This window comes from Singulisphaera sp. GP187 (assembly GCF_900129635.1).
In the GTDB taxonomy this organism is placed as follows: domain Bacteria; phylum Planctomycetota; class Planctomycetia; order Isosphaerales; family Isosphaeraceae; genus Singulisphaera.
Window position 1 is genome coordinate 1,036,999 of record NZ_FSRB01000002.1, and the last position, 13,037, is coordinate 1,050,035.

A 13,037-nucleotide genomic window follows, 5' to 3' on the forward strand; every position below is an offset into this window, starting at 1 on the left:
CAACCATACCCCGAACCGAAATCAAGCAAAATGTTTTCCGGACAGCGTGATCAGGCGGGTGCAGCGTAATCCCTGGCGAGATCGAACGGATTGATTTTTCAGGAGTTAGGTCAAGCCGCCGCTCCGAGAAAAAACTTCGAGGAAGTCGAATAAGTACTCCCGACGGCAGGGGCGGATCCGTAGCAATCGATTTTTTGACATGCCTGATGATTTTCTTGGCAATTACGCGTAAGATTGTTTTCAATCCAAAGCCTGCTTGATCGCCTTGTAGTTGGCGTTACTCATTGTTTATCGTTGGCGAATTTGGTATGACCTTCATGAATCTGCCCGATGGCCGCCCGCTGGTGGCCGACGAGGGAGTGTTGCTCGACGCTGCGTCGGGTGACGGCCGCCTCGTCCTCTGGCTACCCGGCGCCCAGGCAGACGGATTCCGGCACTGGGATCGCGTGGGCACGGCGGCTGGCGCAATCGTGACCGCGATTGACGGCCTCTGCTCCTTGCCAGTGGTCTTGAGCCCGGCACAGCAGCAGACCGGGATGGGTTTGCCGGCGTTCCTCCGACGCTTGGTCAGGTCGAAAACCGAACCAACCTGGAAACTCCCGGGCGGGGGAACGTGCGCGCGATCCGGGCCGAGGCGGACTGATCTTGTGCTTGCGTGGTCCGATGACGGAAAGGACTCGCTCGACGAGGCTCGGATCAGGGGCCGATGGCCAGCCTCGCAGGAGATCCGGCGGATTGGCCGGGGCTTGTGCTTGGTTTTTGGCATCGAGCCAGCGCAGGTCAAGACGGATGTAGCGTCGTCGGCCAGCGACCTGCCACCGATGATCCCCTCGCGGCAGCTCGCCGCGAACGCGCTGGCCGAGGTGCGTCAGTCCGGGGATCGCTCCCGTGAGGTCACGGCCTTGATCGATCTCGCCGTCTCCTACTTGCACAAGCTCGACGCCCAGCCCGCGGTGTCACTCCTGGAGGAAGCACGCGACGGGGCACGCCGGCTCGGTGACCGGGTTCGGGAACTCGATGCCCTGGTCAACCTGGGCCAGGCCGCGGTCATACTGGGCCGGCCGGAGCAGGCAATCGAGATCCTCGGGCCGGCGTTGACCTATGCCCGCGAGACCGGCGACCGTTACACCGAGAAGGTCGCGCTGGAACGCCTGGGACTCGCGTATCAAGGTCGGGCCGATCCGATCCGGGCGCGGGAGCACTTCGAGCAGGCGCTGGGGATCGCCCGGAGGGTGGGGGATGCCCAGCACGAGGCGATGCTTCTGTGGTATGTCGCGATCGCCGAAGCCGATCTGGGCCGACGGGACCGGGCGATCGTCCGCGGAGAAGAGTCCGTCGACTTGCTCCGCCGATTGGGGAAGCCGCAAACCGAGCGGTACGCCCAACATCTGGCCGACTATCGAGCGGGCGGTGGCTCGACAACGCCGGCCCTGAGGGCGGGAGGAATCTTCGACGCCAACGTCATCACAACCCAGCCCCAGACCCAGGCCTCGACCGCGGCCGGCCCCGGCCTGTTGCGCATGGCGCTGACCGCGACGAAGGCGGCCGCGACGTTCGCCGGTTCGGGATTCAAGACCGTCCCCCTGGACGTCTACCGGGCTCGACTGGCGACATGCACGCCATGCGAAATGTTCACCGGCGTACGTTGTCGGGTCTGCGGTTGTATCTCCGCCGCCAAGGCGAGATTGCCTCACGAGGACTGTCCGGCCGGAAAATGGCCCTCCTGACCCGCAGTCTCGGGGCCGCTTGGGGCCAGGAGGAAACCGCAATCCCTCGTCCAGTCGATCAGTCAATTCTTTAGAGCGTGAATGGTGAAGATAATTTGAGTTATCGTCCGTGGGCGTCGAGTGCTCGAGGATGGCCTGAGGCATCAACCCGGATGCGATCAGTGGACAATTCACCAGCCGGTCAGATGCGAGCTTATTGACACGCGACAGTCGTCAGCCCTACTTTTGTGACTCCCAGAACATCTTCCGACCTCTTCCTGCGATCGGGATCACCGACATTGATGAAGGAATCGGCGGCGATGTCCCGCGGACTGGCCTCAGTCATCGTCGCGTGCTCCGGTCAAATGGCCATGACCCAGCGATCCGTGGCCTCGCTGGTGAGGCACACGCGCGGCCCCTGGGAGCTGATCGCCGTTGACAATGGATCGATCGATGGCACCGCCGCGTACCTTGCCGGCGTTCGCGACGTAGCGCCGTTTCCCGTGACGATCGTGAGTCACGCGGCGAACCAGGGGGTCGCGGCCGCCTACAACCAGGCGCTGGCCGTGGCGCGCGGGACCGACCTGGTCCTGCTCGACCCGACCGTGGTTGTCACGGACGGCTGGCTCGAACAGCTCGTCGCCCTGGCCGACTCGGACCCGACGATCGGGATGACCGGCCCGGTTTCGAACGACGCTTGTCCTCCGCAACTCGTCACCGACTGCCTCTATGTCGATCTGGAGTCGATGCACCAATTCGCGGTTCGGTGGCGACGAGAACGGCGCGGGAAGTGGCTCGAGGCCTCGAGGCTCACCAGCTTCTGCCTTCTGATCAAGCGACGCGCCCTCGTCGAGGCCGGCGGCTTCGGTGAACCACTCGGTTCGGGCATGATCGACGACCACGAACTTGGAGAACGGATGCGCCGGGCGGGCTATCGGGGGGCCGTGGCCCTGGATCTGTTCGTCCACCGCCACGGTGACCGGGGGGGCGCCGGATCAGGGATCAGCCCCGCGGTGGCATCGACGGCAAATCCGGCGCGGATCAAGCCGAATGGGCCGAGGCGGAGCGGGAAGGTCTTCGGGATCGGTCTGCCGCGGACCGGGACCACGTCCGTCGCCGCCGCGATGATGGAGCTCGGCCTCAAGACCTGCCACGCCTGCTTCGACGACGCGCTGTACGATCGCGGCGAGGCGTTCTTCGACACCCCGGTATATCTCGACTATCCCAAGCTGGACCAGCGGTATCCGGGGTCGAAGTACATTCTGACCTGGCGCGACCCGCACGCCTGGTTTGCCTCGTTCACTCGGAGTCTGGGCCCCTACTTTCAACGGTTACGAACCGAGAGTCAGCTCTCGGCCGACGCTCAAATCGATCGCCGATGCTACATCGAGGCGTTCGGCACGGACGAGCCCGACGAGGAATCATTCGTCGCCCGGTATCGGGAACACCGCCGCCAGGTCGAGGCCTACTTTCGCGACCGCCCGAACGACCTACTCGTCTTCGACCTCACCGATCGAGGCGACCCTTGGGATCCCCTCTGCAAGTTCCTTGGCCTGCCGCGACCGGCCATCCCGTTTCCCCACGTGAATGCCCGGAATGTCGACTACTGGAAGCAAATCCATCATGCGAACAAGTTGTAATGTAATGTCGCGCCGGGTGTGCGATCGGCGATTCTCACCGGCGAAGCCAAGGAAGGTCCGCGGCGCACGACCGGTCACCGGTTCCATCGAGGCGTCATGGGGGATCCGGTCATGACCAGCCCCGCACTTCCCGCGCTGACCTCGGTGATCGTCCCCTGTCTCGGTCGGCTCGAGTCGACCCGCCGGAGCGTGGCGGCTCTGCTGCGGCACACCCGGCGCCCCTGGGAACTGATCGCCGTCACCCGGAAAGCGGCCGGGGTCGTCCCGGCCTACCTGGCCGGGATCGGCGATGCCAACCGCGTCCCCGTCAAGGTGGTGGTCGCCCCCGACGTGAAGCGCACCCGGGCCGCCTGGCACTTCGGCATTCAAGAAGCGCGGGGGGACTATGTGGCTCTGCTGGGAGCGGGCACGAGCGTCACCGATGCCTGGCTCGATCAGCTCGTCGCCCTGGCGGATTCGGATCCCGCGATCGGCATGGTCGCCCCGATGAGCAACGCCGCGGCCCCCCCGCAACGGGTCGAATGGTCCGCCGAGTCCGGGGATGGAGCCGGCCATGACCTTGATGAATTCGCCGCGCGATGGCGGGCCGAGCATCGAGGGCGCTGGTTCAGGGCGGAGTCGCTCGGCGGCCGCTGCCTGCTGGTCAAGCGCGGGGTGCTCAATCTCACTTCCGCCGGGACGAGTCGCGCAGGCCAGCCGACCGAACTTCGACCGGACCGGCTGTCGACTCGAATCCGGAGCGCCGGCTTTCACCTCGCCGTGGCCAACGACCTGTTCGTCCACGAAGGGAGGGCACGCTCCGCCTCCTCGGCCGTCGCGGTTCGAAACGAAGCGACCACACCAGGGCGTCGATGCCGGGTGAGCCTGACGATGATCGTCCGCAACGAGGCGGCCAACCTGCCGGATTGCCTGGCCTCGGTGGCCGACGTGTTCGATGAGATCATCGTCGTCGATACCGGGTCGACCGACGGCACGGTCGAAATCGCTCGCTCGTTCGGCGCACGCGTGTTCGACTTCGTCTGGGTCGACGACTTCGCCGCGGCCCGCAACGCGGCCCTGGCCCGCGCGACCGGTGATTATGCCTTCTGGCTCGACGCCGATGACCGGGTCGAACCGGCCCAACGCGATCGCTTGCGGACCCTGCTTGCCGGCCTCCGCTCGGCCGACTCGGCCTACGTCGTCCGCTGTGCCTGCGACGCCGATTCCAGCGGCGGGGGAGCCACGGTCGTCGACCACGTTCGACTCTTCCCGGTTCGCGAAGATGTCCGCTGGACGTACCGAGTTCATGAACAGATCCTGCCATCGTTGCGCCGTGTCGGGGTCGACGTGCGGTGGACGGACTTGGTCGTGCGCCATGTCGGCTACAACGATCCGATCCTCCGCAAAACCAAGCTCGGACGCGATCGGGCGATCCTCGAATCCGAGTTGGCCGAGCGGCCCGACGATCCGTTCGTTCTGTTCAATGTTGGCCAGGTGGCACTCGAGGCCGGTGATGTCCGCGATGCGCTCGGCTACCTGCGGCGAAGCCTGGCGGGATCGGCCCGATCCGACTCGATCACCCGCAAGCTGCACGCCCTGATCGCGCGGGCGCATCAGCTCCTGGGCGAATCGAATGAGGCACTCGCCGCCTGCGCCTTGGGGCTGGAATCGGAGCCGGACGACGCCGAGCTCTTGTTCCGCAAAGGTGTACTCCACCGGCTGCGTGGGGAGCCGGATCAGGCCGGTGCCTGCTGGCGACAGGTCCTGACCTTGCGTCGGCCCGAACGGTTCGCCAGCGTGGACGAGGGGATCTATGGACATGTGACTCGACGCAACCTGGCGGCCTTGGCCGAGGAACGCGGAGACCGGGCCGAAGCCGCCTTACACTGGTCGGCCGTGCTCGCCGAGCGCCCGGGAGAAGCCGATGCCCTGCGGGCGCTGAGCAGGTTAGGCCAGGCCCAGGTTGCCGTTTCTTTCGGAGGGTCGGCCTCGTGAGCCTCCGCCGGCTTCTTTTCGCCTCGTGCCATAGCTATATCGATCCCTCCAGCGGCGCCGCGTGGGCAACGCGGGACGTGCTCGAACTGCTGGCCGCGCGCGGGGTCGAGTGTCGCGCGATCTCGACCGGGGTGCTCTCGTACGAACGCGAGACCGCGCTGGCGCCGATGCTCAAGGCTCTGGAAGTGCCGATCCGTCAATTCGCTGTTCCTATGGACAACGGAGTAGCCGTTGATGCCTGCTCGTTTGAGCTCGGTCGTGTGGGTGTAACCCTGGTTCGCACGGCCTCGAGCCGGATCGAGCGGGCGCCTGACCGCATGGAATCGCACGCGTTCCTCAAGCACTTCGAGCGAACTCTCGATGAGTTCAAGCCGCAAGCGCTTCTGACCTATGGAGGCCACTCGGCGAACCTCGCCCTCATGGCCCAGGCCAGACAGCGAGGCGTGCCCGTGGTCTTCCACCTCCACAATCTCGCCTACGATGTTGGTCCCACATTCGCCAACGTCACCGCGCTCATCGTTCCTTCGGAGTACGCTCGACGGCACTATGCGCGGCGACTCGGTCGTGAGTCCGTGGCAATCCCGTCGCCCTTGATTCCCGCGCGTACCGTGGCCATCGATCGCGACCCACGGTACGTGACGTTCATCAATCCCCAGGCGGCCAAGGGAGCCGCGGTGTTCGCACGGATCGCCGCCGAGCTCTCCCTGCGTCGTCCCGAGATCCCCTTTCTCGTGGTTGAGGGCCGCCGGTCGGCCGATGGCTTGGCGGAGGTGAAGCTCGATCTGTCGGCACTTCGGAATCTCAATCGGCTCCCCAACGTGTCCGATCCTCGGGCGATCTATCGGTTGACCCGGATTCTTCTGGCTCCGTCACTGGTCCGGGAGACGTTCGGCCGCGTGGCATCTGAAGCCATGGCCAACGGAATTCCGGTTTTGGCGAGCGACCGGGGTTCCTTGCCGGAAACCTTGGGGGATGCGGGGTTCGTCCTCACCATCCCCGAACGATGCACGCCCACGAGCGACGCTGTACCAACGGCTCATGAGGTCGCCCCATGGGTCGCGACGATCGAACGACTCTGGGATGACCCGGAGTGGGAGGCGACGCACCAGGAACGGGCCAGGGTGGAAGCTCGGCGATGGGACCCCGATTTTTTGGCGAATCAATATCTATCGTTCTTCACATCACATGTTAGTTGATGTTGCTTCAATTGTTTTGTTGTCTCGCATTGGGATCGAAGTCGCTTGAACCGCTGACTCCGCTCCCTGTCTTTGGGAGTTTCATTTCAGTGGCTGGGCAGGTGGGGCATGGCGACCATCCAGGGGGTGACGTGAGCATAGATCCAGACGATGACGCCGACGATCAGGGCCAGCGCCACGCTGTGCCAGAGGACCGCGCGGAGCAATTCGCCCTCGCGGCCCCCTTCGCCGGTGGCTGCGGCGGCCACGACAATCGACTGGGCGTCGATCATCTTGCCCATGACTCCGCCGGTCGTGTTGGCCGCGGCCATCAGGATCGGGTTGAGGCCCAGCTTCTTCGCCGTGATCTTTTGCAGGTTGCCGAACAGGACGTTGCTCGACGTGTCGGAACCGGTCAGGGCGACCCCGAGCCAGCCGAGCATGGTGCCGAACACCGGGTAGAGCCAGGGGCCGGTCCGGGTGAACGCGAGGCCGAGCACGGCGTCCATCCCCGAATACTTGGTGACGAACCCGAGCGCGAGCATGGAGAAGATCGCGGCGATCGCCGGGACCATGCGCGCCACGGTTTGGGCCAGAGTCATCGCCATCGACGCCGGCCCGACGCCCAGGAGCAGGCCGCTCAAGATCGCCGCGAGAAAGACGGCGGTGCCGGTGGATGAGACCGGGACGAGGTCGAGCGTCGCTTTCTCGTAATCTTTTGGCTCGGGACGCGAGTGGCCGGTGACGGCTTCTCCCTTGGCCACCTGCTCGTGGAGGCCGGGCATCGCCGGCTTCCAAGAGGTGTGGGTGTCCAGCCAATCCTTGACGGCGGGGGTGCCGAGGGGTTTGACCGCCGGGATTCCCCAGACGAGGACCGTCAACGAGAGGAGGGCGAACGGCATCCAGGCCCGCGCGACCCGGCCGGCCGTGAGGGGTGGGTGGGTCGGATCGAGCGGTCGGCCGGCTTTGTCTTTGTCCGACTCCTCCTCATGCGCGAACCGCCACTCGTCCCTGGGCCTCCAGAACTGGAGGAGGACCACGCCGGCCACCAGGCTGCCGACGGCCGAGACCAGGTCGACGAGCTCGAAGCCGACGAAGTTGGACCAGGCGAACTGGATGCCGGCGAACGTGCCGCCGATCACGAGCAGGGCCGGCCAGACGGCGAAGGTCTGCCGCCAGCCAGTCATGGTCCGGACCAGCCAGAACGGGATGATCAGCGAGAGAAAGGGCAAGATCCGGCCGGCGGTGGCGCTGAGGGCTTCGACGTCGAGCTCGGTCACCTTGCTCAAGGTCAGGATCGGGGTGCCGATCGCCCCCCAGGCCACCGGCGCGGTGTTGGCGATCAGGCAGAGCATGGCCGCCTGAAACGGCTGGAATCCGAGGCCCACGAGGAACGCGGCCGAGATGGCCACGGGGGCGCCGAAGCCCGCGGCCCCCTCAATGAATGCCCCGAACGAGAAGGCGACCAGCACGGCCTGAATCCGGCGATCTCCGGAGAGCCGCGCGATCGACGCCTTCATGATGTCGAACTGCCCGGTCGCCACCGCGATGTCGTACAGGAAGACGGCCGCCACGATCAGCCAGACGATTCGGAACAAGGCGAAGCTGACGCCCACCCCGACGCTGGCCAGGATCATCGCCGGCGGCATTCTGAAGACGGTCGCCGCCACCGCAGAGGCGGTGCCCAAGCCGCAGAGCGCCGCCTGCCATGCCCCCATCTTGCCCGACGCCAAGAGCCCGAGCAGGACGAGCACCGGCAGCGCGGCCATCAGCGTCGAGAGTGGCCAATTTCCGAACGGGTCATAGACTTGCGTCCACACGGCGAGGTCGCTCCTGTCCTGGTCTGGTCGTTTGGGCACGCGTTCGACCGAGGGGGCGAAGCCGACTCGCCGCAACCCGCCCGGCGGAACGTCAATTCCGGCGGTCGAAACTCTTGCGAGCGGGCCGTTTGGGTGGTGAGGTCGTGCCAGGTGCAAACCATACGGCATGGCCGAGGGTCGCGAAAGGGCCTCGAAATCCAACCTCGAGCCCCAGGTGGGCTCGTTTCGCGGCGCCTTTGGTGGCCAAACTCGGCGAACATCCTCCCGGAGCACCCTTGACCGCAATGGTCACTGAGGGTTACTCTTTGGTCACGCCCGTAACATCGTTTCGGGCAGGCGGGGTGACTTGGTAAGGAGCGGACGGGTGCACATCGAGATATCGACCCGCCATGGTGGCTTGGTGCCCGAAACTCAGGCATACATCCACGATAAGGCCGAAAAGCTGCTCAAATACTTCGGTCGGCTGATGGCGATCGAAGTCGAGGTCGAACACCTCAAGCACTCGTGGCTCGTGGAAATCTTTGTTTCGGCCGAGCACAAGCACGACTTCATCGCACGCGAAGAAGGGCCGACGCCTGAATCGGCGATGGACCAGTGCGTTCACAAGATCGAACAGCAGCTTCGCCGGTATAAGGAAAAGGTGACGCACCACAAGGGTGAGGTTTCACTCGGTGAGATCTCGCCCGCGTCGGACGACCTTCCTGAGTCTCCGGAGCCGGCGTGACCCGATCGGATGAGTTTCGACTGCGCCTAGTTACTCCCTACGCCCAGGTTTGCGAGCGTCGAGACGTCCGGGTTGCCTCTCCGTCGGATTGACCGACCGAGGCATTCTGTCTGACGGTTTTGAGTTCCGACGCCAGGCGCCAGGTTGGTAGGCCGGTGGCACGTCGATGGAGGGCTGGATGAAGTTATCGGATTTCGTGGTGAGTGAGGCGATCCTCGTCGATCTGCAGGCGACCGGCAAGGAAGAGGCGATCCGAGAGATCGTGGGCAGCCTGGCCAAGGCCGGCCGGCTCGCCGAGGGAGACCTCGAAAGCGTCTCCCGCGCCATTCTTGGTCGTGAAGAACTCGGTTCGACCGGGATCGGTCAGGGGGTCGCCGTACCCCATACCCGGCACCCGACCGTCAACCGCCTGATTGGGACCGTTGCGCTCTCGCGGCGAGGCGTGGACTTCGCGGCCCTGGACGGCGATCCCGTGGACATTCTCTTTCTCCTGATTTCCCCTCCGAACCAACCCGGCGATCACTTGCGGGCTTTGGAGAATATCTCGCGTCACTTGAAGGATGAACGCTTCGTCAGTTTCCTTCGGCAAGCCAAGACGCGTGAGAACGTCGTCGACCTGCTTGAAGAAGCCGACCAAGGGGCGCCCTGAGCGAAGCTTCCGCCCTTGGCCCGGCTGAGCTGAGTCGAGCCGGCATGGGGGCGAGGATGGTCCGCCGGGTCGTCCGTCATTGCAAAGTGTCGCTTTGCCAAGCCCTCGACCGACCCGGTGGATTGCTTGTTCTTCGGCGTCTCCCCCATTAGCCAGCTTGGGGGATCAATGGAATCCAGTCGAGACACACGGCCCGAGACCGTCGGTGGTCAGAACTCCAGTCCGTGGTCTCTTGTGCCCAGGCCGATCGAGCCGCCGATGAGCCACGATTCGCCCGTCGTCCGCCGCCAAGTCGAGATCATTAACGCTCTCGGCTTGCATATGCGGCCCGCCGACAAGTTCGTCAAGCTGGCACTCCAGTTTAAGGCGGAGGTTCGCGTAATTTATAACGGTAACGAGTTCAACGGCAAGAGCATTCTCGACTTGACGTCGCTGGCCGCCGAATGCGGCACTCGACTCGAGGTGGAAGCTCGCGGCCTTGATGCCGATCAGGCCGTTGAGGCGTTGTCCGCGTTGGTCCAGGCGAAGTTCTACGAGAGTGACGAGGGAGCCCAGGAGCCCGCCCCATGAAGGCCCGGGATCCGCGGCCCAAGCGTACGCCTCACGGGCGAGGCCCCACCGGCCACCGCGGCCCTCGTGTCGATCCGCCTTGCCATACCGAAGAATGGGGTCATGTGGTCCTTCCCCCGGTCAAGCTCCGGACGATGCAGACGCTTCGTGGAGTTGCTGTCAGCCCAGGGGTCGCCATCGGACCACCGCTGGTGGTCGATCCGCGCGGTCAGCGCCTGCCCCACCGTGCGATTTCCTCCGAGGCTGTCGCTTCTGAGCTCGAACGGCTGGAACGGGGGATCGAGTCCGCGCACGGTGAGGCCGAAGCCGCCGAGGCTGAAGCCCGCGAGCGACTTGGACCCCAGTACGCCGACATCCTCGCCGCCCATGCCCGGATGATCACCGACCCCACCCTTCGGCGCGACGCGCGTGCGCGAATCGAGCACGAGCGGATCTCCGCCGAGCACGCGGTCAGCGAAGTGCTCGACGCCTACGCGTCTCGGCTCGAAAGCATGACCGACTCGCATCTGGCCGCCCGAGCCGCCGACGTCCGCGACATCCAGCACCGAATCCTCGCCCAGCTCTCGGGCCAGCGTCGGTCGACGCCGATGGACGAGGTTGCCGTGCCTTCGGTGATCCTTGCCCATGACCTCTCACCGAGCGAGACGGCGGGGCTCGACCCGAAGCGGGTGCTCGGGTTTGCAACCGAGGCGGGGGGACGGGCCAGTCACACCGCGATCGTGGCCGAGGCCCTGGAAATCCCGGCGGTGGTCGGTCTGGGACGATTTTTGGAACTGGCCCGCGAATGCCGGATGATCATCATCGACGGGGACGAGGGCCTGGTGGTCCTCGACCCCGACCTGGCCACCCAGGAGCGGTATCGCCGCGACGCCGCCGCGCGGGCCGCCCGGTTCGAGGGGCTGGCCGGGCTGGCCAACCTGCCCGCCGAGACCCTGGACGGGACTGCCGTCGGACTCTGGGGCAATATCGAGTTCCCGGGCGAGGTGGCCGCCTGTCTGGAGCGAGGCGCCGTCGGAGTCGGGCTCTACCGCACCGAGTTTCTCTACCTCAACAGCGAACGTGCCCCGACGGAGCAAGAACAATTTGAAGCCTATGCGGCGGTCGTTGAATCGCTGAAAGGGCGTCCGGTCACGATCCGAACCCTCGACCTGGGAGCCGACAAGCTTGTGGCCTACCAGAACGTCGGTTACGCCGATGCGAATCCGGTGCTCGGGCTTCGGAGCTTGCGGCTGTCGTTGCGCGAGCTCGAATTGTTTCGGACCCAGCTTCGCGCGATCCTCCGGGCCAGCGCCCTGGGGGATGTTCGTGTCATGTTTCCGCTGGTCTCGACGCTCGGCGAACTCCGCCGGGCCCGCGCCATCCTGGGGGACGTTGCCGCCGAACTGGCCGCCGAAGGTGTCTCATTCCGGCGTGACCTGCCGGTTGGTGTCATGATAGAGGTGCCTGCCGCCGCCGTGATGGCCGACCAAATGGCAAAGGAGGTGGACTTCTTCTCGATAGGGACCAACGACCTGATCCAATACACCTTGGCCGTGGACCGAACCAACGAAACCGTGGCCGATCTCTATAGCGCCGCCGACCCGGCCGTGCTTCGCCTGATCGCCATGGTCGTCGATGCCGCCAGGGCCCGTGGGATTGAGGTCAGCATCTGCGGGACGATGGGGGGCGAGCCGCTCTATACGATGCTGCTGCTCGGGCTGGGCGTTCACCAGCTCAGCATGCCGCCGCACCAGTTACCTGAGATCAAGCGAGTGATCCGCGGGGTCAGTGTCGCGGAGGCCCGGTCAATTGCCGCCGAGGCGCTCCACTTAGAGACCTCGCAGGCCGTCGTCGCTCTTCTCGATAGTGCCTTACGCCATGCTCTGCCCGACACCCCGGCCTCCTCAGCCCAGGACCGAGCCGGCTAGCCCCGGCAGGCCCGCTCAACCGAACCATGGCAGCCTCGGCTCGGAGTCGACGCCGCCCGCGACCACGATCCAACCGAATGGACCCTCTTGACCGCCCTCCGACCGTACTGATTTCGCGAGCCCAACGAGCAAGCCCTCGGGGGCCTCAAGAGACGGACCGAACGACGGACGGGCGTTGCGGACCCTCACATGGGTTCGATGTATGCCGCGATGATGACAGCGACCAAGGTGCGACTCCGCTTCGCTAAGCACGGCGATCTTCGACTCATCAGCCACCATGACTTGATGCGCTGCCTCGAGCGTTTGCTCCGCCGCGCCCAAATCCCCACGGCGACGAGCCAGGGATTCAACCCACGCCCCAAGGTGGTCTTTACCCTCGCCTTGGCGCTCGGGATCGAAGGGCGTCGCGAGGTGGTCGAACTGGAATTGGCCGAGCCCATGGAGCCGGCCGAGGTCCTCAGACGCCTCCGCGCCACGACACCGCAGGGGCTCGAGTGGCTCGACGCCGAAGGGGTCGCCCCCGGTCGTGCCGCACAGCCCGAGTCGGTTTCTTATCTCTTGGAGATCCCCGCGGACCGTCAGGACGAGGGCCGAACCCGCCTGGCCGCCTTTCTGGCCAGTGAACAGTGGCCGTATACCCGGCATCGCCCCGATCGGACCGTCGCGATCGATCTCCGTCCGTTCCTGCTCGAGGCCGAACTCGACTCGCTCGGCCTCCTTCGTTTCCGCATGAAGATGTTACCCAGTGGTTCGGCCCGGCCTGAAGAGATTATCGACGCTCTTGGCCTCCGCGACCTGCTGGGACAGGGATCGGTCCTGGTTCGTACCGAAGTGGAACTGGTCCCTTAGCTCGAGGTGGGTTCCCGTTGTGA

Annotated in this window: 10 protein-coding genes; 9 read left to right on the forward strand and 1 reads right to left on the reverse strand. The window is 65.3% G+C overall.

What is annotated here, in order from left to right; all coding sequences use genetic code 11:
* The first annotated feature begins 308 nt into the window (after window positions 1-308).
* The 4 genes from BUS42_RS28590 to BUS42_RS28610 all read left to right on the forward strand — a co-directional run bounded on the left by BUS42_RS28590 (window position 309) and on the right by BUS42_RS28610 (window position 6,516).
* Entirely contained in the window at window positions 309-1,727 is a 1,419-nt protein-coding gene (locus tag BUS42_RS28590; protein ID WP_254053850.1) for a tetratricopeptide repeat protein, read from the forward strand.
* A 299-nt stretch (window positions 1,728-2,026) separates the two neighbouring features.
* The gene (locus tag BUS42_RS28595) at window positions 2,027-3,346 is read left to right on the forward strand and encodes a sulfotransferase (RefSeq protein ID WP_254053851.1); all 1,320 of its coding nucleotides are present in this window, start codon (window positions 2,027-2,029) and stop codon (window positions 3,344-3,346) included.
* A 111-nt stretch (window positions 3,347-3,457) separates the two neighbouring features.
* The gene (locus BUS42_RS42160; RefSeq protein WP_159452307.1) at window positions 3,458-5,320 is read left to right on the forward strand and encodes a glycosyltransferase; all 1,863 of its coding nucleotides are present in this window, start codon (window positions 3,458-3,460) and stop codon (window positions 5,318-5,320) included.
* Window positions 5,317-6,516 (forward strand): glycosyltransferase, encoded by a 1,200-nt coding sequence (locus BUS42_RS28610; RefSeq protein ID WP_074312706.1) that lies wholly within the window; start codon window positions 5,317-5,319, stop codon window positions 6,514-6,516. Before BUS42_RS42160 ends, BUS42_RS28610 begins: the two co-directional genes overlap by 4 nt.
* A gap of 86 nt (window positions 6,517-6,602) precedes the next feature.
* Here BUS42_RS28610 and BUS42_RS28615 read toward each other — a convergent pair whose 3' ends face one another.
* A complete protein-coding gene (locus BUS42_RS28615) occupies window positions 6,603-8,315 on the reverse strand; it encodes an L-lactate permease (RefSeq protein WP_074315440.1) in 1,713 nt (570 codons plus the stop codon).
* A 364-nt stretch (window positions 8,316-8,679) separates the two neighbouring features.
* Here BUS42_RS28615 and hpf point away from each other — a divergent pair, with 364 nt between their 5' ends.
* The 5 genes from hpf (at window position 8,680) to BUS42_RS28640 (ending at window position 13,014) form a co-directional block, all read left to right on the forward strand.
* Window positions 8,680-9,039 (forward strand): ribosome hibernation-promoting factor, HPF/YfiA family, encoded by a 360-nt coding sequence (gene hpf, locus BUS42_RS28620; protein WP_074312708.1) that lies wholly within the window; start codon window positions 8,680-8,682, stop codon window positions 9,037-9,039.
* Window positions 9,040-9,217: 178 nt separating this feature from the next.
* Window positions 9,218-9,688, forward strand: a complete 471-nt coding sequence (locus tag BUS42_RS28625) for a PTS sugar transporter subunit IIA (RefSeq protein ID WP_074312710.1) — start codon at window positions 9,218-9,220, stop codon at window positions 9,686-9,688.
* Window positions 9,689-9,946: 258 nt separating this feature from the next.
* Window positions 9,947-10,258, forward strand: coding sequence for an HPr family phosphocarrier protein (locus tag BUS42_RS28630; RefSeq protein ID WP_074312712.1), 312 nt, complete (start codon window positions 9,947-9,949; stop codon window positions 10,256-10,258).
* Complete coding sequence (gene ptsP, locus BUS42_RS28635) at window positions 10,255-12,165, forward strand: phosphoenolpyruvate--protein phosphotransferase (RefSeq protein WP_074312714.1); 1,911 nt, start codon at window positions 10,255-10,257, stop codon at window positions 12,163-12,165. Before BUS42_RS28630 ends, ptsP begins: the two co-directional genes overlap by 4 nt.
* A 189-nt stretch (window positions 12,166-12,354) precedes the next feature.
* Complete coding sequence (locus BUS42_RS28640) at window positions 12,355-13,014, forward strand: TIGR03936 family radical SAM-associated protein (protein ID WP_074312716.1); 660 nt, start codon at window positions 12,355-12,357, stop codon at window positions 13,012-13,014.
* Window positions 13,015-13,037: the final 23 nt, after the last annotated feature.